This window comes from Acinetobacter sp. NIPH 542, assembly GCF_000369825.1.
GTDB lineage: Bacteria > Pseudomonadota > Gammaproteobacteria > Pseudomonadales > Moraxellaceae > Acinetobacter > Acinetobacter oleivorans.
Map to the genome: position 1 here is coordinate 51,554 of NZ_KB850209.1, position 20,117 is coordinate 71,670.

The 20,117-nt window shown below is 39.5% G+C and carries 18 protein-coding genes and 1 riboswitch; of the genes, 7 read left to right on the forward strand and 11 right to left on the reverse strand.

Annotated elements, in window-relative coordinates:
- Positions 1–56 precede the first annotated feature (56 nt).
- Entirely contained in the window at positions 57–1,520 is a 1,464-nt protein-coding gene (locus tag F886_RS18500) for a phospholipase D family protein (protein ID WP_005309607.1), read from the forward strand.
- Between the two features lie 251 nt (positions 1,521–1,771).
- Here the strand turns inward: F886_RS18500 and F886_RS18505 are convergent, their stop codons facing one another.
- On the reverse strand, positions 1,772–2,218 hold the full coding sequence (locus F886_RS18505) for a hypothetical protein (RefSeq protein WP_004789125.1): 447 nt from the start codon (positions 2,216–2,218) through the stop codon (positions 1,772–1,774).
- A gap of 164 nt (positions 2,219–2,382) precedes the next feature.
- On the opposite strand from F886_RS18505, the gene F886_RS18510 reads away from it, so the two are divergent.
- Complete coding sequence (locus F886_RS18510; protein WP_005309611.1) at positions 2,383–2,766, forward strand: RcnB family protein; 384 nt, start codon at positions 2,383–2,385, stop codon at positions 2,764–2,766.
- 48 nt (positions 2,767–2,814) lie between these two features.
- On the opposite strand, the gene F886_RS18515 is transcribed toward F886_RS18510, so the two are convergent.
- The 4 genes from F886_RS18515 to F886_RS18530 all read right to left on the reverse strand — a co-directional run bounded on the left by F886_RS18515 (position 2,815) and on the right by F886_RS18530 (position 7,839).
- Positions 2,815–3,297, reverse strand: a complete 483-nt coding sequence (locus tag F886_RS18515; RefSeq protein ID WP_005309613.1) for a phosphate-starvation-inducible protein PsiE — start codon at positions 3,295–3,297, stop codon at positions 2,815–2,817.
- Positions 3,298–3,419: 122 nt separating this feature from the next.
- Entirely contained in the window at positions 3,420–5,201 is a 1,782-nt protein-coding gene (locus F886_RS18520) for an acyl-CoA dehydrogenase C-terminal domain-containing protein (RefSeq protein ID WP_005309615.1), read from the reverse strand.
- A gap of 167 nt (positions 5,202–5,368) precedes the next feature.
- Positions 5,369–7,171 (reverse strand): acyl-CoA dehydrogenase C-terminal domain-containing protein, encoded by a 1,803-nt coding sequence (locus F886_RS18525; RefSeq protein ID WP_004789135.1) that lies wholly within the window; start codon positions 7,169–7,171, stop codon positions 5,369–5,371.
- Positions 7,172–7,461: 290 nt separating this feature from the next.
- On the reverse strand, positions 7,462–7,839 hold the full coding sequence (locus F886_RS18530; RefSeq protein WP_005309618.1) for a hypothetical protein: 378 nt from the start codon (positions 7,837–7,839) through the stop codon (positions 7,462–7,464).
- A gap of 132 nt (positions 7,840–7,971) precedes the next feature.
- On the opposite strand from F886_RS18530, the gene baeS reads away from it, so the two are divergent.
- On the forward strand, positions 7,972–9,630 hold the full coding sequence (gene baeS, locus F886_RS18535; protein WP_005309621.1) for a sensor histidine kinase efflux regulator BaeS: 1,659 nt from the start codon (positions 7,972–7,974) through the stop codon (positions 9,628–9,630).
- Between the two features lie 21 nt (positions 9,631–9,651).
- On the forward strand, positions 9,652–10,338 hold the full coding sequence (locus F886_RS18540; RefSeq protein ID WP_003655179.1) for a response regulator: 687 nt from the start codon (positions 9,652–9,654) through the stop codon (positions 10,336–10,338).
- 71 nt (positions 10,339–10,409) lie between these two features.
- Here the strand turns inward: F886_RS18540 and F886_RS18545 are convergent, their stop codons facing one another.
- From F886_RS18545 to F886_RS18555, 3 genes are all read right to left on the reverse strand, one after another.
- Positions 10,410–10,991: a L,D-transpeptidase family protein gene (locus F886_RS18545; RefSeq protein WP_005309623.1), complete on the reverse strand. Its 582-nt coding sequence runs from the start codon at positions 10,989–10,991 to the stop codon at positions 10,410–10,412.
- Positions 10,992–11,056: 65 nt separating this feature from the next.
- Entirely contained in the window at positions 11,057–12,499 is a 1,443-nt protein-coding gene (locus F886_RS18550; RefSeq protein WP_005309626.1) for a protein adenylyltransferase SelO, read from the reverse strand.
- A gap of 99 nt (positions 12,500–12,598) precedes the next feature.
- On the reverse strand, positions 12,599–13,771 hold the full coding sequence (locus tag F886_RS18555; RefSeq protein ID WP_005309628.1) for an acyl-CoA desaturase: 1,173 nt from the start codon (positions 13,769–13,771) through the stop codon (positions 12,599–12,601).
- Between the two features lie 208 nt (positions 13,772–13,979).
- Between F886_RS18555 and F886_RS18560 the strand changes: the two genes are divergently transcribed.
- Entirely contained in the window at positions 13,980–14,513 is a 534-nt protein-coding gene (locus tag F886_RS18560; RefSeq protein WP_005309630.1) for an META domain-containing protein, read from the forward strand.
- A 27-nt stretch (positions 14,514–14,540) separates the two neighbouring features.
- Here F886_RS18560 and F886_RS18565 read toward each other — a convergent pair whose 3' ends face one another.
- The 3 genes from F886_RS18565 to F886_RS18575 all read right to left on the reverse strand — a co-directional run bounded on the left by F886_RS18565 (position 14,541) and on the right by F886_RS18575 (position 17,875).
- Positions 14,541–15,254, reverse strand: a complete 714-nt coding sequence (locus F886_RS18565; RefSeq protein ID WP_005309633.1) for a glycerophosphodiester phosphodiesterase — start codon at positions 15,252–15,254, stop codon at positions 14,541–14,543.
- Between the two features lie 74 nt (positions 15,255–15,328).
- Entirely contained in the window at positions 15,329–15,907 is a 579-nt protein-coding gene (locus F886_RS18570) for a cob(I)yrinic acid a,c-diamide adenosyltransferase (RefSeq protein ID WP_005309635.1), read from the reverse strand.
- 96 nt (positions 15,908–16,003) lie between these two features.
- A complete protein-coding gene (locus tag F886_RS18575) occupies positions 16,004–17,875 on the reverse strand; it encodes a TonB-dependent receptor plug domain-containing protein (RefSeq protein WP_005309637.1) in 1,872 nt (623 codons plus the stop codon).
- Positions 17,876–17,910: 35 nt separating this feature from the next.
- Positions 17,911–18,118: riboswitch (cobalamin riboswitch) on the reverse strand.
- Between the two features lie 126 nt (positions 18,119–18,244).
- Here F886_RS18575 and F886_RS18580 point away from each other — a divergent pair.
- Complete coding sequence (locus F886_RS18580; protein ID WP_005309638.1) at positions 18,245–18,913, forward strand: phosphoribosylanthranilate isomerase; 669 nt, start codon at positions 18,245–18,247, stop codon at positions 18,911–18,913.
- A complete protein-coding gene (trpB, locus tag F886_RS18585) occupies positions 18,888–20,117 on the forward strand; it encodes a tryptophan synthase subunit beta (RefSeq protein WP_002116129.1) in 1,230 nt (409 codons plus the stop codon). The genes F886_RS18580 and trpB overlap by 26 nt, the downstream gene beginning before the upstream one ends.

Here is a 20,117-nt window from a genome sequence, read left to right on the forward strand (position 1 = left end):
ACTTGAAAAATCAATCCAAAAGACCTAATTTGAAACCATCAAGTTAGGTCTTTTTTATGCGTATTTTTCAACGAATTCATCAAAAAATAAATTGGTCAGGGCGTCGTTATATGGCGATATTACTTTGCGTTGTTGCTATTGCATATATTGCATCGGCAATTTACCACACAGTAAAACCATTGCCGCAAGGGATTAACTTTAGTGGCAAGCTTAGACATGCCGATGTCAAATTTTTAGCAGATAAAACCTACCTTGATGCAAAAGGGCAACAACAGGTTGATCAGCATATCTTTGATGAAATCTTGAAAATGATTGATGAGGCAAAAACCACAGTTGTGGTTGATATGTTCTTGTTTAATTCAGAAGTGGGTGACTCAAAACTGAAACAAAGGCCATTAATGCAAGAGTTAACCGATGCATTAGTCAGTAAAAAAAGACAAAATCGCCAAATCCAGATTGTATTAATTACTGACCCGATTAACTCAGTATATGGTGGTTTAAGCCCTGAACATTATCGTCAGTTACGTCAAGCGGGTGTTGATGTGATTGAAACCAATTTAGCTCCTTTACGTGCTTCTAATCCATTCTGGTCAGGCTTATGGTACATCTGCTGTCAGAATGTTGGAAATAACCCTGAAAAAGGCTGGTTGCCAAATCCATTCGGTGATGAAAAAATTACACTGCGCAGTTATTTGAACTTATTTAACTTTAAGGCGAATCACCGTAAAACTGTAGTCGTCGATACCGATGCAGGTTGGAAGTCACTAGTGACTTCAGCAAATCCGCATGATGGTAGTTCTAGACACTCAAATGTTGCATTAGTTGTAACAGGAGCGACAGCGGCAGATGTTTTACAATCTGAAGCCGCGGTTGCGCGAATGTCAGGTAGTAGTTCTCCATCGCTCATTTTAGGTGACTTTGAAAAAGACGTAACCAAACCTCAAGTTCAGGTGTTAACTGAAGGGGCGATTTATCAATCTGTATTGAAATTGATTAACTCGGCTAAGCCTAAAGAGCATCTTGATTTAAGTATGTTCTATTTATCTGAACGCAAGATTATTCAGGCTCTAAAAAGTGCTCAAGATAGAGGGGTTATTGTCCGAGTTTTACTTGATCCAAATAAAGATGCATTTGGCCGACAAAAGAATGGTATTCCTAACCGACAAGTTGCTTCAGAGCTACATGCTGCGGGTATTCCAATCCGTTGGTGTGACACACATGGTGAGCAGAACCATAGCAAAATGATTTTGAAATATAACGCCCAACACGCTGAGCTAATTGTGGGATCTGCTAATTTTACAGCCCGTAATTTAAAAAATTACAACCTTGAAACAGATATGCTGGTTGTGGGTAAAGTTCAAGATCAAGTCTTTAAAGATGCGCAAGATTACTTCAATACCTCTTGGTCAAACCTACAAGGTAGACAGATGAGCGTGGATTACTCGAAGTATGCAGATGAGTCTAAAGTGAAGTATTGGATTTATCGTTTTATGGAATGGTCAGGATTGTCGACTTTCTAAGGAGAACAGCCTTGGAGTTTTCCAAAAATTGGCTTGTTCCTAGAGTCATCCACAACCTGAGCGAAATCTGAGATTAAATTGTTTTTGCAATAAAATTAGATAAGCGAAAACAGTGAACAGGTTTTGTGGATGATAAATGCTTTTGGTTACTTTGGGCGAAACCAAAGTAACGAATTGGCTACTACAACTAGAACTTAAAGCGGTAAGACTCCGTCGTGCTAATTAAAAAAGAGAATAAAACTTTGAATATTTTAAGGCGCTGGAGGAATCAACTGATCCAACGTCTTATCATCTAACTTTTCTAATTCACTCAAATCAGTCTTAATTTTCCACTGCGACTCATCATCTACAGGATTTGGTAAACGAGCCTCAAGCCAGTCACAGACCACATCTGGGTTAAATTCAGGATGGTTACACTGAATAATCCACGATAGAAAGTCTTTTGCTTCACCGTTCATGTATGGTGGTGGAGAAACAGGGAAGAATAAAGTCGGTAGACGTTCATTCGTCGATAAATAGTTTAAAACATGTCCTAATTCTTGAACTGTTTGCCATGCTAGCGGATGTTCTACATCAATACTGAACTTAAACCACCAAGCATGTTCGCCGTCTGCTCCATGAGCCATGATACGGGCTTCTTGTACGGTTGGAACTTTGCAAAAAAATTGATGAAGACGTTCAAAACTGATTTCAGACACAGCAATTGACCTAGTTTGAAAAATGGTAATGGTAGCACAGATACAGATTCTTCATATTTTCTTTATAGTCATTACAAACAATATCAATCAAAGCTGTTTTATTCATGGTTTCTCCTTGACTCTCTTTTAATCTAGCTTCAGATCAAGATAAAAGGAAATAGGTCATGAAAAAGCCAATCGTTCTTGTACTTTCAACATTAATGTTGGGTATGTCAGCTACTGCGATGGCCGATACAAGTCATCGTTGGGACAATAATCATGGTAAAAACTATGATCGATATGAGCATCGTGATGACCGCCATCATGACTACCGAAATGATCATCGCGCTCCACAGTGGTCAAATGCCGATCGCGGTAAGCACTATGGTCGATATGTAGCATTTAAACGTGGCGATCGTGTTCCAGCAGAATACCGCAATAGTCGCTATTATGTTTCAGACTGGAGATCGCATCGTTTGTATGAGCCACCACGTGGATACCGTTGGGTTAAAACACCGAATCAATATTTACTCGTAGACTCAAAACACCAAATTTATCGTGTCCGTTAATTTTGAAATATAGAATATGTAAATGGCCTCAATATTGAGGCCATTTTTTTATGCTAATTCATCATCTTGAGGCTGAGGGGGCTTTAAAGGTGTTGGTGTTTTTGCATGTTTCTCTTTCATCACTGAAGGATAATTCCAAGATGCAAAACGAACCACCAGAATAGAAAGAGCTAAAATAAGAATCGAGCCCGTAATAATGACTTGATCGATATCCGCTTTATGGTCATGTTGAATATCTGAAATGAGTAGGCGAGTTAAGGCCGTAATCGCAACATAAATAAGAAAGCGTACAGGCATATGATTGGTTTTAAAGTAAATTCCAACCATTGCGCCAAGTTCTAAGTATATAAATAATAATAAAATATCATCAATTGAAGCATACTTTTTGACAGTCAAAATTTCAAAAACAGTATTGGCTGCGGACCAAGCCACCATACATCCAATAATAAACAGGGCTAAATAGTGGAAGGCTTCTACGGCGTAATGACCAAAACGGTCAAGTATTCGCTCGTATTTTTTAGGATCAGGCATAGTAAGATCTTTTGTTTGTTTCTTAATGTTTAGAAATTAAACAAATTTCATGCCAATGGAAATAGTAAATACAAAATAAAAAAGCGCCTGAATATTCAGACGCTTTTTCATAAAGAATTTAATTAAGCTTGATTCGTAAAGTAGTCTTCACTGAAGCCCATAATTAAGTCAGAACCCGCTTTAATTTTAGCAATACGTGCATCAATATCCGGCAAGATACGATCAGCAAAGTATTGAGCTAAAGCAAGTTTGTTTTGGTAGAAATCACCAGACTTATCTTTTGCTGCTGCCGCAATTTTCGCAAACATATAAGCGAAGCTGAGTAAACCAACTGCATGTAGATAATCAACAGCAGTAGCATTCGGGAAGTCTACGTTTTCAGCAGCTTGTTCAATAATAAACTGAGTGATTGCTTCGATTTCAGTTGCAGCATCTAAAGTTGCATCTTTAATGAAGTTCAAATCGGTATCTAAGTCATTTGCAAAGTCACGAATTTCAGTGATGTATTCAGCAATAAACGCACCGCCACATTTAATGGTTTTACGACCAATTAAATCTTGAGACTGAACGCCGTTCGTTCCTTCGTAGATTTGAGCAATACGAAGATCACGAATACATTGTTCCATGCCCCATTCACGAATATAACCGTGACCACCAAACACCATCTGAGCATCTAAAGTTGCTTGGAATGCGGTATCTGTGAGGTAAGCTTTAGCAATTGGTGTCAAAAGCGCAACGCGATTATTGGCTTTTTTCACAGCTTCAGCATCAGTTGAGAATTTAGTGATATCGAGCTGTTGACCAACATAGACTGCAAAAGCACGTGATGCTTCATTGTTTGCACGTACGTTTAACAACATACGACGAACATCACCATGGACTAAAATGCTGTCAGCAGGTTTATTTGGTGATTGAACACCAGTTGCACTGCGACCTTGTAAGCGGTCAGTCGCATATTGCGCTGCATTTTGATAAGCAAATTCAGATGCGCCTAAACCTTGGATACCCATAGATAAACGTTCATAGTTCATCATAACGAACATGGCAGCAAGACCTTCGTTTTCTTTACCAACAAGGTAACCTTTTGCTGCGTCAAAGTTCATCACACAAGTTGCAGACGCTTTAATCCCCATTTTGTGTTCGATAGAACCTGGGCCAACGAGGTTACGTTCACCTAATGAACCATCTTCGTTCACCAAATACTTTGGCACGATGAACAAAGAAATACCGCGTGAACCAGCAGGAGCATCTGGAGTTTTAGCAAGTACCAAGTGAATGATATTTTCTGCTAAATCGTTGTCACCGCCAGTGATAAAGATTTTAGTACCTGTAATGTTATAAGTACCATCTTCATTAGGTTCTGCTTTGGTTTTAATAATACCTAAGTCAGTACCCGCATGTGGCTCGGTTAAGCACATCGTGCCCGACCATTCACCTGAATAAATCTTAGGTAAGTAAGTTTCTTTTTGTTCTTGAGATGCATAGCTGTTTAAAGCCATGCCTGCACCCACAGAAAGAAGCGGGTAGAGCATAAATGATGGGTTAGTTGCAAATAACATTTCATCAGAAAGAACGGTGAGCATTTTTGGCATGCCTTGACCGCCCCATTCTTCATCGGCACCTAAGCCAATCCAACCACCTTCTGCATATTGACGGAATGCATCTTTAAAACCAGCTGGTGTGAACACCTCACCGTTTTCATAGCGAGCGCCTTCTTCATCACCGGTACGGTTTAATGGATGAGTCACGTTCTGAGCAAATTTAGCCATTTCTTCTAAAATTGCTTCAGCTGTTGCAGCATCTACATGAGCGAGTTTCTCATTAGACTGCCAAAATTGTTCTGCTTTAAATACATCATTTAAGATGAATTTCATATCAGCTAAAGGAGCATTGTAAATTGGCATAATCGTTCACCTTTTTTGTGCACATTGGCCTGTGCTAGATATCCTGTAAAACGAAATGGATATGGAATTTAAAGTGTAAATTTATCATTGATTTTATAAAAAAAGGACCGTCAAAACTGAGCAGTCCTTTTTTGTTTTTTAACATTGCATATCGCAACTAACTATGGTTAGAAAGCGAAATGTTCAGCGTCTAATGACATCAATGGATCTAGGCCACCTGCAATCACATCAACATGTGAGCGAACACGTGGCAAGATTTTTTTGAAGTAGAAGCGAGCAGTTGTAACTTTTGCATTGTAGAAATCAACATCGGTAGTACCTTCTGCTAATTTCTCTTGTGCAACAAGTGCCATACGAGCCCATAGATACGCTAAAGTGATATAACCTGAGAAGTAGAGGTAATCTACAGCAGCAGCACCTACTTCATCTGGGTTTTGCATTGCGCGCATACCAATTTGCATAGTGAGATCGCCCCATTCTTTGTTAAGAGCTGCAAGCGGCTCAACAAATTCTTTCATGGCAGCGTTGTCTTTATTTGCTTCAACAAATTTGTGAACAATTTTGGTAAAGTCTTTTAGCATTGCGCCTTGAGTTTGCAATACTTTACGGCCTAACAAATCAAGTGCTTGAATTTCGGTTGTACCTTCATACAAACATGAAATACGTGTATCACGTACGATTTGTTCCATGCCATGCTCAGAAATAAAGCCATGACCACCGAAGACTTGAACACCGTGCTTAGCAGACTCAGAACCTGTTTCAGTTAAGAATGCTTTTGCAATTGGAGTCAATAAAGACAAGATGTTGTCAGCAAACTTACGCTCTTCTTCTGTTTCGCCTTTTTCAACGATGTCAGCATATTGAGCAAGTAAGTAAACAAGTGCACGACCGCCTTCAGCAAATGCTTTTTGAGTTAAAAGCATGTTACGAACAGCAGGGTGAACGATAATTGGGTCTGCATCTTTTTCTGGAGCTTTAGGACCAGAAAGCGAACGCATTGCTAAACGTTCTTTTGCGTAAGTTAACGCACCTTGGAAAGATGATTCAGATGCTGCTAAACCTTGAACCGCAGTACCAATACGTGCTGTGTTCATGAAGGTGAACATACAGTTCAAACCACGGTTTTCAGGTCCGATTAAGTAACCTTTAGCTTGGTCAAAGTTAATGACACAAGTCGCGTTACCATGAATACCCATTTTGTGCTCGATAGAACCACAACGAACCGCATTACGCTCGCCCACAGTACCGTCTGCATTTACATGGAATTTAGGAACGATGAATAATGAGATACCTTTGGTACCTTTTGGCGCACCTGGTAAACGAGCAAGAACGATATGGATGATGTTCTCAGCCATGTCATGTTCACCAGCAGAGATAAAGATTTTCTCGCCAGAAATTGCATAGCTACCGTCAGCATTTGGTTCTGCTTTAGAACGGATAATACCTAAGTCAGAACCTGCATGAGATTCAGTTAAGCACATCGTACCTGTCCAAACACCTGAAACAAGGTTTGGTAAATAAGTATTTTTTTGTTCATCAGAACCATGATGTTCTAATGTACGTACAGCTCCGTGAGACAAGCCAGGGTACATACCCCAAGACCAGTTTGCTGTACCAACCATTTCAGAAATTGCAATACCTAAAGAGTTAGGTAAAGCCTGACCACCGTATTGTTCTTCTGCTGATAAAGACGGAAAGCCAAGTTCAATATATTTTTGATAAGCTTCTTTAAAGCCTGTTGGAGTGGTAACTACGCCATCATTCCAAGTACAACCTTCACGGTCGCCAACTTGGTTTAAAGGAGAAAGTTCATTTTCACAAAAGTCTGCCGCAGCTTCTAAATATTGATCAACCAATTCACGGCTTACGTTACCTTGGAAATCAGGTAATTTTGCATAGTGTTCTTCAGCATTTAATAATTCATGCAAAACGAATTGCATATCACGTAAGGGCGCTTTGTATTGTGGCATATCGGGTTCCTCAATACTGGTGAAACCAGAGTTATAATCTTAATCTATGAGAATGTGCCATGAGGCACCTTGGACTATTACATCGTGCAACAACTTGCATAACTGCACAAGCACCTCAGGACCTTTACTTTGTGACTGCAAAGTCAAGAAAAAAATGCTTAAACTAGCTAAGTGCTTTGAGTGTAAACACTTTTGGTTATGTTTATATGATACAAATAGTCAAAATCGTAAACAGTTATGTATAAACAAAAGGCGCCTATAGGCGCCTTTTGTTTTATGATTTTTTAGAATTATTTTGCTTGAGCTGATGCAGGAGCAGGGGCGTTAACTGGTGGTTGAGGGCGTTTTGGTTCAAAACGAAGGTTACAAGTACCTTCAAGTGTCTTATCTCCAACTTGAACATTTACTGCTTGTCCGTTGGCCTTACCATCACATGCTTTTTGGATTTGTTCAAAGCGAGCTTGACGTTCTGCACGGTGCTGTTCCCATGCCGCTTTTTGTTCTGGTGTGAACTCACGATGTTTCATACGGTGGTGGCCTTCACGTGGGCCATCTTGCATCATTCCACGCTCTGGCTTTGGTGGTTGAGTTGTCGATTGACACGCCGCTAAACTTCCCATTGTTACAATTGCCGCACTGAATAATGCAATTTTTGCCGTCATTTTCATATTTAAAGCCTTTTAATGTTGTGTTTACTGATGGCTTAAAGATTAGATAATAAAGATGTAGAAACAATGGAGAGTTTTTCTTTTCGTTGTTGGTTACAATGCGAAATATAGGGTAAAAATGAGAGAGTGCTTTTGAACGTTCTACGTGTTCCCATTGCATTACGGTTGTTTTTGACAGTCTTGCTCACCACATTGCTTATTGCGACTGCAAGCTTGAGTGTTTTGCACTGGACAATGCAAAAGAACTTTGCCAAATACGTGGCTGACGTTGAAATGCAGAAGCTCGACCGCCTTATAACCAATCTAGGTGATGTCTATACGGTGTACCATGATTGGGGGAATGCGATTCAGGCACAGATTTTACAAATCGAAGGAACTGCGGCTCCCGATGACTACGATCGTCTTTCGCAGTGGTGGCTTCGTCGTCAATATGACATTGCCATACAACAGCACTCTTTCGATGAACATGCCCTTATTAATATTTCACCGCAAGTTGCACCGACAAATAAAAATACTATTTTTAGCGATGAAGAGTTAAGAACGCTTGAGCAAAATTTACCTTCTCAATATCAACCCTTTGAAGGATTAAGATTCCCCTTAAGCGCAAACCAATTTCGCCCAAGTGATGATAAAAATAAGTCTAAGAAAGGGAGCTTAAAAGATATTGAAACTCAAAATGGTAAAAAGCGTTTTATTGCTTTGCCCGACCGTTTAGGTTTGAGCTCACGTTTATCTTTATATGATGCACGACACCAGTTTGTTGTAGGTGAGCCACCTTCTTCAGATCAGATGTCATTTCGTCCGATTATCTTAAATAATCAAGTGGTTGGATATTTAGGTTTAAAACCTGTTCTAGATAAAGAAGATGCTTTGAGTATTAATTTCTTTAGTAACCAAAAGCGCTATTTACTCTTAATTTATGCTTTAACCTTACTTTCAAGTTTAGTTGCAGCGCTATTGATGGCGACTTATTTTAAAAAGCCGATTCAGCGTTTATTAAATGCAACCAATGAATTAACGAAAGGAAATTATCAACATCAAGTTGTTATTAAACGAAATGATGAGTTGGGTGATTTATCAACTCAATTGAACCATTTAGCAGAAATTTTACATCAGCATGAAGAGTCGCGACGTCAATGGGTGGCAGATACTTCTCATGAGTTAAAAACGCCGTTGGCTGTATTACAAGCACAAATTGAAGCGATGCAAGACGGGATTCGAAAAGCAACCCCTGAACATTTAGATGCGATGATGCGTCAGGTTTCAAGTCTGAAAAAATTGACCCAAGACCTTGCAGACTTGGCACAGGCAGATGCCCAGCAGCTTAAGTGTTATTTGAGTTCTGTTAATCCATGGGAAGTGGTATTACAGGAAGTAGAAAACTTTAAACCTAAACTTGAGCAGGCTGGTCTCGAAATTCAGATTGAAGGAACAAGTTCTCCGCTATTATTAGACCGTGATCGGTTTAAACAGATTATTGTTAATTTAATTAGTAATAGTATTCGTTACACAGAAACAGGTGGCAAAATTCATATTCATACAGCTCAAACTCCGCAGGAGTGGACTTTGTATGTTGATGACAGCCCATTTGGTTTAAACGATGAGCAGTTATCTCGTTTAGGTGAACGTTTCTATCGCGTAGATGATTCGCGTACGCGTAGTACAGGTGGAACAGGGCTAGGCTTGGCTTTGTCTTGTAAAATTGCGCAGGCGCTTGGTGGTACACTCAGTTTTGAACATTCACCGTTAGGTGGTTTACGTTGTGTGCTCACTTTTAAAAAGCAGAGTTAAATATAAAAGGAAAAATATCTCATGAAACATGTGATGTTGGTTGAAGATGAAGTCGAATTAGCGCATTTAGTGCGTGATTATCTTGAAGCTGCCGGTTTTGAAGTAAGTATGTTTCATGATGGTCAAGATGCTTATGCGAGTTTCCAGCAACGTAAACCTAATTTAATGGTTCTGGACTTAATGGTTCCACGAATGGATGGTTTGACCATTTGCCGTAAAGTTCGTGAACAGTCAGATTTGCCGATTATTATGGTGACAGCTCGTACTGAGGAAATTGACCGTGTATTAGGTCTCAACATGGGCGCTGATGATTACGTATGTAAGCCATTTAGTCCAAAAGAACTTGTTGCTCGCGTACAAGCTGTTTTGCGCCGTTTAGAGCGTAAAGCAGAGCCTGAACAAAATGATTCTTTCCGAATTGATAAAGCCCAGCAAAGAATTTGGTATCAACAAAAATCATTGAGCTTAACGCCAACCGAATTTCGCTTACTTGAGCTATTTTTAGAGCATGTAGGACAAGTATATTCACGTGCACAATTATTGGATCATATTAATCCTGATAGTTTTGACGTTGCCGATCGTGTAATTGACAGCCATATCAAAAACTTGCGCCGAAAAATTAGTGAAGCGGCTGAAACTGGTAACCGTCATGAATGGATTCAAGCTGTTTATGGTGTAGGTTACCGCTTCGAATATCCTGAAGAGTAAAACACTCGCGAAAGTTATTCTGTGGATAACCACAATGTTATCCACAGAAAATGTGGATAGTTTTAAAGATTTTATGGATAAATAATAATCTTCGTATGATTTGATACCAATTGCCAAATCTCATCTATATCTGCATTTCTAACCGCAATACATCCTAATGTCCAATCCTTATGGGGCATATAAGTCGAGCTAAAAGGCATGGATAAAAAGGATTTTGGAACTGATCCATGAATCATGATATCTCCACCTGTTGGTTGATTATGTTGCTTGGCATAAGCAATATCTTTCGTATCGGGATAGGAAATATGCAATGATTTATAGAAAGCACTTTGTGGATTGCGCCAATCTATAGAATAGATCCCTTCAGGTGTTTTTCCATCATTTTCAAAGTGTTTATGTCCTTTTGGATTAAAGCCAAGACGGATAGGATAACGACGAATCACATCCTGATTACTCTTGAGCAGAAGTACGCGTTGACTTTTAAACACTTCAATTGAGGTGATGGGCTTTGTCTTGATTAGATCCGAAATCTCTTCGTGTGAAAGAGCTTTATGGGATGATGTAAAAGTCGGTAAATATTTTTCATATTTATAAAAAGCGATTCCGAGTGGAACTATAAGAAGTGTACAAATAATGATAGGTCTAATTTTCATATATTATTCTTTGATGTTTAAAAAACTCTCTTAAGTGACTTAAGAGAGTTTTAGTTTTTAAAGTATTAAGAAGAACAGCTGACAGCTACGTCTGGTACGTCACTTGGTAACGGGCCTAAATCTTGTGGTTGTTCGAGCTCTGGTTGTCTTGTATATGGCTGATCAAGAAGCTTAAACAAACGGTCTACTTCGCTAAAATCATCACGTTCCGCAGCTTCAATAGCACGCTGAGCCATGTGATTACGTAAAATATAAATCGGATTTGCTTGCTGCATGTTTGCATCAAGTTCAGAAGTATCTTGATGTTCACGAATGCTTTGATATTGGCTAAGAAATTCATCAAACTGTCGAATATCAAGGCAATCATCTCGTAGAGTTTTATATTCTTTATTTTGAAGTCGGATAAAGCTCTGAGTGTAATCGAGTTGTTCAGTTTGTAAGATTTTTAAAAAACTAAAACTACAATCAAGACTGTCTTTATGAAAATGGGGAAGTCCCATTTTTTGACATAAACCAGTTGTGTAATGTTCAATAAAAGTCGGTTCAAATTGTTCTAAGCAACGCGCTAACTCTTCTTTGAACTGATCCTTTTGTTCAGGTTCAGCAAGTGGAATCAAGTTGTTTAACCACGTCCATAAATTCCAATGGCCTATGCTTGGCTGATTTTGATAAGTATAACGGCCTTGATAATCTGAGTGGTTATTAATCCAGTTCGGGCGGAAGCGTTCCATAAAACCATATGGACCAAAATCGAGTGTTGAACCAGTAATATTTAAGTTATCGGTATTCATCACGCCATGAGCAAACCCAACCAATTGCCATTTTGCAATCATGATTGCAGTCCGCTCAATTACCTTTTTGGCAAAGGATAAAATAGGATTCTCAGTTTCTAGACACTCAGGATAATGCCATTCAATACATTTTTGAGTGAATTCTGGCAGTAACTCTGGAGCGTATTGATTGATCCATTCAAAATGTCCTAAGCGGATATGACATTCAGATGTTCTGAGCAGCATTGCGCCTAACTCTAATTTTTCGCGCTGTACCCCTTGAGTAGAGGTGGTAAAACCTACCGCGTGACTAGAAGCGACGCCTAAGGCATTTAAAGCATGTCCAGCCAAATATTCGCGGACAACGGAACGCAATACTGCACGTCCATCTCCCATTCTTGAATAAGGGGTAGGGCCTGCACCTTTGAGATGTAGATCGATGGTTTGACCCTTTGTATTGAGTATTTGTGCAATCAGTAAGCCACGACCATCACCGAGTTGTCCAGCCCATTGTCCAAATTGATGGCCAGCATAGACCATCGCCAGAGAAGGGAATTCAGAGAAAGTACGCTGTCCGCTACAGATTTCAACCCATGCATTTTTTTCGTCTTCTGACCATTGCAGTTCATCTGCCAAAGCGGCATTGAAATGGCCTGCTTTTGCACCACGCAAAGGAGATGGCTGCTGAATATGGAATAATTTAGAAGGAAGTGAAGGGTAGAGCGGATTAAATTGCATGGGCTTGGCAAAATAGAGAGAGCGGATTTTACTATACCATAGTTAAAAAGCAGGCATAAAAATAGCTCCCGAAAGAGCTATTTTTGATCAGAATTTATTTTAGTCTGACACCACGTTGGTATTCTTTTTAACACTACGCATAAGTGTTTCTAAGCATTCACGGTGATGACTTAAACGGTGTTCAAGCAACTGAAAATCAACTTTAAGCTTGTGATCCATTCTATGAATCTTTTCAGCCATTGCTGCTTTTTTCGCTTGTAACTCTTGTTCTTTAAGTTTTGCCCAATCATTTAAAGTATGGGTAAATGCTTCGTATTCTTGTGCAATACGTTGTTTCATTTGACTAATGTCAGCATTTACATCATGACCATAGATAGCAAGATCTTGCTCGGCATATTTAAACTTCATCGCCAGTTCTGCTTTTTTAATATTAAAGCTTGGAATACGACGTAAATTTTTAGCTAAACCAAGTTTAGAACAAGACCAAATCAACCATTTTGTTGGGTCATATTGCCACCATTTCACACCATTACGATAATCGTATTGGAAGATATGGTGATAGTTGTGGTAACCCTCGCCCCAAGTGGCGATAGCTAACCAGAAATTATCACGTGCCGAGTTTTCGTCTGTATAAGGACGTTTACCAAACATATGACAAAGTGAGTTAATAAAGAAAGTCACTTGATGGCTAATGATTAAGCGTAAGAGACCACCTATGAGGACTACACCCCATAAATCGCCAGTTGCCCAACCAATTAAACCTAAAATTCCAACATGAACTGCAACTACGAGTAAAGCATAGTATTTATGCTGGAACATAACCAATTTATCATTGAGCAAGTCAGGTGCATTTTTAAAGTCTGGCTCAGATGGCGAATGATCACGGATCATCCAACCCATATGGGCATACCAAAAACCACGCTCAATTGAATATGGATCTTCATCGACATGATCAACATGTCTGTGGTGAGTACGGTGACCAGATGCCCAGAACAAAATACTATTTTGTACGGCAAAAGTTCCACCGATCATTAAAAGAATTTTAAGCGGTAACGACGCTTCATAAGCTCGGTGAGCCCACAGGCGGTGATAACCAGCAGTAATCCCCATACTACTTAGAGCTAAAAGAAAAAATAAGCTTACCCATGCGCTTACACTAAAATCATAATAATACGCGTAAATCGGGATTATGATTGCGGCAAGAATTGGTAAACCAATTAAGGTAATGCTAGCGGTCCAGTTAATTGGGGCTTTGAGTGGGGCGGAAGTCATATCCGGCAGCGCTCCTAGAATCCTTGTCAGACAAGGTACAAAGACAAAACGACATAGCAAAACCGATCATCAAGATATATTGCTATTCTATCCTTCATATTAGCACGTGCTTAGTGAGAATCACTAGCATTATTGTACAGATGTATTGAAAGAACGGTAACAGAATTAAACTATGTCACAGAGTTTTTCAAGTAGGAGAAGTTGTTTAATGAACGTACAACGATTGAAAAAAAAGAACAGCATTGATATTGCAAGGAAATTATCATTGAAGTGTATCTTGGTCACAATCAGTCTTGTATTAGCCGCATGTCAAAGTGCACCCGATCAAAATACAAAAAAAGTTCAAACAAAAAAAACAGTTCATCATGTTCAATCGCTTGTTGTAAAAAAGAGAGTGAGTGCTGATGGCATTCAAGATATTGATTGGCAGATTACTCAGATCAGTGGTCATAAGGCAAAATTCTTTACACAGTGGCCGACGCTCTCTTTAAATTCTGCTATCAAAACAGTATCAGGCCATACTGGATGTAACGCAGTTTTTGGTCGTTATACATTTGATTTTAGTCAGCAAAAACTTGACATGCAGGTAAATGCAGGACATTTAAGCTGTGATGGTGCTTTGGCTCAAGAGGCAGAGCTAGTGGATGCTTTGCAACGTATTCAACGCTTCCAACTCGTAGGTAATACGCTATATCTGCTTGATCAGAGTGGACAACGCCTTATTCAGGCACAAAAGAAATAAAAGGTGGTTTTACCACCTTTTTTATATTTATAGAGCTTGTAACATCGTGGTTGGAATATCTGTAATTAGCCCTTGTACATCTAAATCCCGTAGCTTTTTTGCTCTTTCTACATCATTCACTGTCCAGACACTAATATTTAAGTCGGCCTGCCGTGAAAGCTGAATCATTTCATCTGTTGCGAGTTGATCGTGCCAGCCAATATGACAGCAACCATATTGATGAGCGAGTTCAATTGCTGTTGCTCCAACTGGAAGTTCGACTAACAACCCCCGTTTGAATTGAGAGTTTATATCGCGTAAGGCAGTTAAAATTTGAAGATCAAAACTGGTAATAGTTACGACATTCTTAAAACCCTGCAATTCAGACTCAAGCTTTTCAACTAACTTTTCTGCGAATGCCATGTCTCTTACAGCTTTCACTTCGACTTCAATATGATCGAAGTTATCAAGCAGGTTTAAAACGCCTGTGAGAGTTGGTGTTGGCTCTGAACTTGGCCAGTCAGGCCAGTTTTGACGATGATCAAATGACAGGGCTTGAGCCAAAGTAGATTGCTCAACAATTTGATCGACTCCAGCTGTACGTAAAAAATTATCATCATGGATCACGACCAACTCTTCGTCTTGAAGCTGACGAATATCAAATTCGACACCACGAATACCTAAATTTTTTATGTGCTGAAAACCGCCTAGTGTATTTTCAGGAGCTTCTTTGCGTGCACCACGATGACCAATAATGCGCATAATTTTCTTCTATGAAATATTTTGACGATGGTCTCTTTAAAAAGAGCAGAGACCATGTTTAATCTAATCTATTTTTAAATAATCTCATTAATATTTTTTCGCCAAAGCACTTCTTGGCCGCCCTCGGCACGTTGTAAAGCACGAGATGCAACAAACAACCAGTCAGACAGGCGGTTTAAAAGCTGGAGTGCTGTGGTTTGAATGTTTTGATCACGTGTTTGTACCGACAGTAGAGATCTTTCTGCACGGCGACAAACGGCACGGGCTTGATGGGCATAACTGCAAGTTAAAGAGCCTGATGGCAGAATAAACTCTTTAAGCATTGGTAAGTCTTCATTCATACGGTCAATTTCTTTTTCAAGAAACTCAATACAAACAGGCTCAAGTAAATTGTAGTTTGGAATACAAACCTCTCCACCTAAATCAAAAAGCCAATGCTGAACAAGGCTGAGACTTTTATCCCAATCGGCTTTGTTGGTCACTTGACTAGTTGTGATTTGAGCACGAAGTACCCCAATAATCGCATTGAGTTCATCGACATCACCAAGTGCTGCAATTCGTAAATCATCTTTAGCAACACGAGAGCCATCGCCTAAACCTGTTGTGCCTGAGTCGCCTGTGCGTGTATAGATTTTGCTTAAACGGTGTCCCATGTTGGATATCCTGAACATAAAAAAGGGGATAATGTCGGTCAGAACATTACCCCGAAACTGGAGTTAAGAAAATATTTTTATAATCAGAGTGAAAAATTAATAACGGAAAGTGACCCCAACAGAAGCTTGGCGGCCACCATTAATGTAATAGTAACCGCTACCATAAGCTGTAGTCTCATATTGAACATCACCAATATTTTGGATGTTTGTAAATAGTTTTATATTGGGATTCACATTCCAAAATGCATTCACATCGACAGTAGCATAGCCTGAAATGGCACTATTTTTAGGTCTAGATTTTGCAGAAAGTGACGTGCTTATACCATAAACTTCGTTTTGTAAACCAGCAGTCAGCGTCAGACTTTGACGTGAACGACGACTTAAATCTTGATCTGTCTCTTTATCTTTAGGCTGAACATATGCATAAGACAGGTGAGTAAATAATTCATCATTTACCCAATTTAGATTGAATTCACCACCTGTAAAGGTGGCTTTTTTGACATTGTATAATCTGCCTTCATAGGTAACTGGATCTGTAACAAATGTAATTAAATCATCGACTTCATTGCGATATGCAGAGAATCCTAAACTTAACTGATCAGTAATTTTTTGATCTAAACCAATTTCATAAGAAACACTTTCTTCAGGCTTTAAATTAGGATTTCCCCCCCAATTAAGTGCATAAAGATCATTGTTGGTTGGCGCACGAAACGCTGTACCGATATTAGTATAAATACTTGTAGTAGGTAAAACTTGATAGCGAACGGCGGCTTGTCCAACAGTATGAGTGCCAAATGTTTCGTGATCCTCTACACGTAAACCTAATTGGGTATGGAGTTTATTGGATTGATATTGATGCTGTACGAAATAGCCTGTACTGTCGACCTCTTTATTATAATCAACTTCATAGGGAGCAGTGCCTGAAAGGACATCAGACTTTATATTTCTAGTTGCAACACCTGCTAAAATATTCTGTTTTGGGGTAAATTGCCACTTGCTATAAAGTTCAGCTTCTTTTGTTGTGTTATAGATAGCATCGTGTGATTGATTTTGTTCTAAGTCATCTTTAAATTGTGATAAGCGCGCATTCACTGATACGTTATCGTTAATGTTTAAACGACCTTTAATATTAATGATCTCATTCTTAAAATCTTGAGATACATTCTTTAACCCTAGTAAAGTATAATTGGCATCTTGAATAGATTGGACATACACAGAATTACCTTGGTTTTGTGAATAGTCTACAGAAGCAGCATACTGTTCTTTTTCAACACCAATTTTTGTACTGAATCCTTTTTGATCATAAGATCCAGTTTTTACATTAGCATTTTTAAAATCTGTAACTTGAGTACCATCAGATTCTAAACGTTGTCCACGAATTTGTGCATAGAAACCATTTTCAGCGAGATCAGCACCGACCACAGATTTATAAGTATTTTGTTCACCTATTTCACCAGTGATGAAAGCACCAGTTTTCTCAGGTGTTTTTGAAATTAGTTGTACTACCCCTCCAATAGCATCTGTTCCATATAAAACAGAAGCTGGCCCTTTTAATACTTCAATTTGTTTGATGTCTGTTGTATCAATAAAAGCCAATGATGCAGAGCCAGCAGAACCCGTATTTAAACGAACACCATCACGAAGTACTAATGTATGGGTTGAATTTGTACCACGTGTAAAGATAGATGCCGCTTGCCCGTAGCCACCATATTGCATCATATCAATAGAGGCATCACTCATAAGTAAGTGTGGTAGCTCGGCGATTGGTGATTGTTCAAGTATCTGTGGCTCAATAATTGAGATACGAGCGGGTACATTTTTAATTTTTTCTTCTGAACGAGTAGCAGTGATTACAATTGGATCAAGCTGAGTTGCGTTCGTTGTATCTTCAGCAAAAATAACAGGTGAAAACCCCATCGCAATAGCGATAGCCCCTACCAGACGAGTAGGTTGAAAAGACTTAGACATAACATGCTCCATACATTCACCCCACGTGAATGATCGGGTAGATAGATGAAACAAGTAGGTCTCCGGACTTCAGCGCCATATTCATGTTATGGACATATTCACCTTCCCACATTATTGCAGTGGTGTAAGTCGATATCGACTTAAAAAATATGCTTTACATTGTTACCGTTGCGGGGGCAGTGCCGGACTTTCACCAGCTTCCCTAAAGCATTAATTGCTTACACTTGCTTCCAATTTTACGCAGTATAAAGTGGCGATTTATTTCATACAATGTCATTTGGAGCAATTCCCAGAGAACTTTTACGCAAGGGACAAAAATTGCATTACAATGGCGCTTATTTTAAGAAATGGTTGTAGTTTAGGCAGATCATGAGCCCATCAAACCAAAAACGTACACGCGCAAAAATCTGTGGAATTACTCGCATTCAAGATGTTCAGGCAGTTGTTGCTGCTGGAGCAGATGCGATAGGTTTTGTTTTTTTTCCGCCAAGTCCAAGACATGTGACAGTTGCAGCGGTTCAAGAATTTACAAAAGTAATTCCACCTTATGTACAAATGGTTGGTTTGTTTGTGAATGCAAGTGCCACTGAAATTCAGGATGTACTTGATTGTGTTCCCCTAGATGTATTACAACTACATGGCGATGAAACTCCAGAACAATGTCAGGAAATAGCTCGCCATTGTAAACGTCGCTGGTATAAAGCGATTCAGGTTAAACCTGATTTAGATGTAATTGCTGAAATTCAAAAATATCAGGCGGCTGGTGCTAGTGCTGTATTGCTCGATGCGTGGCATCCTGAGCTTAAAGGGGGCACAGGACATCAGTTTGACTGGTCTAAATTCCCAAAACTTGATATTCCTTTAATCTTGGCAGGTGGTTTAACCCCTGACAATGTCATTGACGCTATTCATACTACCGGTGCTTTTGCAGTAGATGTGAGCGGAGGCGTAGAATCCGCAAAAGGTATAAAAGACCAACAACTCATTGAACGATTTATGCAAGGAGTCCAACGTGGATCAGCAAAACAATGTGATTGACTATACACAGTACCCAGATGCTGCAGGGCATTTTGGTATCCATGGCGGACGTTTTGTGTCAGAAACTTTAATGGCGGCATTAGAAGATTTAGAAAATCTCTATTCCCGCATGAAAAATGATGAACAGTTTCTGGCAGAATTCGACCGCGATCTCGCCTACTATGTAGGTCGTCCTAGTCCACTTTATTATGCTGAGCGATGGTCAAAAGAGTTAGGTGGTGCGCAAATTTACCTTAAACGTGAAGACTTGAATCATACAGGTTCACATAAGGTAAATAACACGATTGGTCAGGCGTTATTGGCAAAGCTTTCTGGTAAAAAACGTATTATTGCCGAGACTGGTGCTGGGCAACATGGCGTAGCAACAGCAACGATTGCAGCACGTTTAGGTCTTGAATGTGTTGTTTATATGGGTGCTGAAGACGTTAAGCGCCAAGCCATGAATGTTTATCGTATGCGTTTGTTGGGTGCTACAGTTGTTCCTGTACAAAGTGGTTCTAAAACGCTGAAAGATGCCATGAACGAAGCGATGCGTGACTGGGTAACCAATGTTGATACGACCTACTATGTGATTGGTACAGTTGCAGGCCCGCATCCATATCCTCAACTCGTTCGTGACTTCCAATCGATTATTGGCCGTGAAGCACGCAAACAGATCCTGGAGCAAGCAGGTCGCTTACCAGATGCATTGGTTGCATGTGTGGGTGGCGGTTCAAATGCAATGGGCTTGTTCTATCCATTCTTAAACGACGCCAATGTGAAAATGTATGGTGTTGAAGCAGCTGGTTTTGGTATTGAAACTGGTAAACACTCTGCGCCGTTAAATGCAGGTCATGTGGGTGTATTACATGGTAACCGTACTTACTTAATGAGTGATGAACAAGGTCAGATTATTGAGACACATAGTATCTCAGCTGGTCTTGACTATCCTGGTGTTGGTCCTGAACATAGCTTCTTGAAAGATATGAAGCGCGTAGAATACGTGCCGATTAATGATACAGAAGCTTTGCAAGGTTTCCGTGATTTAACCAAAATCGAAGGGATTATTCCTGCACTTGAAAGCTCACATGCAATGGCATACGTTTCTAAGCTTGCACCAACAATGTCTAAAGATCAGATTATTATTGCGACTGTTTCAGGTCGTGGTGATAAAGATTTAATGACAGTTGCACGCATTGATGGCGTAGAAATGGTCGAGATGTAA

Excerpts from the sequence above, each read along its gene's own strand:
- F886_RS18500 (WP_005309607.1), top strand. The coding sequence starts at position 57 with ATGCGTATTTTTCAACGAATTCATCAAAAAATAAATTGGTCAGGGCGT.
- F886_RS18510 (WP_005309611.1), top strand. The coding sequence starts at position 2,383 with ATGAAAAAGCCAATCGTTCTTGTACTTTCAACATTAATGTTGGGTATG.
- F886_RS18515 (WP_005309613.1), bottom strand. The coding sequence starts at position 3,297 with ATGCCTGATCCTAAAAAATACGAGCGAATACTTGACCGTTTTGGTCAT.
- F886_RS18520 (WP_005309615.1), bottom strand. The coding sequence starts at position 5,201 with ATGCCAATTTACAATGCTCCTTTAGCTGATATGAAATTCATCTTAAAT.
- F886_RS18525 (WP_004789135.1), bottom strand. The coding sequence starts at position 7,171 with ATGCCACAATACAAAGCGCCCTTACGTGATATGCAATTCGTTTTGCAT.
- F886_RS18530 (WP_005309618.1), bottom strand. The coding sequence starts at position 7,839 with ATGAAAATGACGGCAAAAATTGCATTATTCAGTGCGGCAATTGTAACA.
- F886_RS18540 (WP_003655179.1), top strand. The coding sequence starts at position 9,652 with ATGAAACATGTGATGTTGGTTGAAGATGAAGTCGAATTAGCGCATTTA.
- F886_RS18545 (WP_005309623.1), bottom strand. The coding sequence starts at position 10,991 with ATGAAAATTAGACCTATCATTATTTGTACACTTCTTATAGTTCCACTC.
- F886_RS18550 (WP_005309626.1), bottom strand. The coding sequence starts at position 12,499 with ATGCAATTTAATCCGCTCTACCCTTCACTTCCTTCTAAATTATTCCAT.
- F886_RS18555 (WP_005309628.1), bottom strand. The coding sequence starts at position 13,771 with ATGACTTCCGCCCCACTCAAAGCCCCAATTAACTGGACCGCTAGCATT.
- F886_RS18560 (WP_005309630.1), top strand. The coding sequence starts at position 13,980 with ATGAACGTACAACGATTGAAAAAAAAGAACAGCATTGATATTGCAAGG.
- F886_RS18565 (WP_005309633.1), bottom strand. The coding sequence starts at position 15,254 with ATGCGCATTATTGGTCATCGTGGTGCACGCAAAGAAGCTCCTGAAAAT.
- F886_RS18570 (WP_005309635.1), bottom strand. The coding sequence starts at position 15,907 with ATGGGACACCGTTTAAGCAAAATCTATACACGCACAGGCGACTCAGGC.
- F886_RS18575 (WP_005309637.1), bottom strand. The coding sequence starts at position 17,875 with ATGTCTAAGTCTTTTCAACCTACTCGTCTGGTAGGGGCTATCGCTATT.
- F886_RS18580 (WP_005309638.1), top strand. The coding sequence starts at position 18,245 with ATGAGCCCATCAAACCAAAAACGTACACGCGCAAAAATCTGTGGAATT.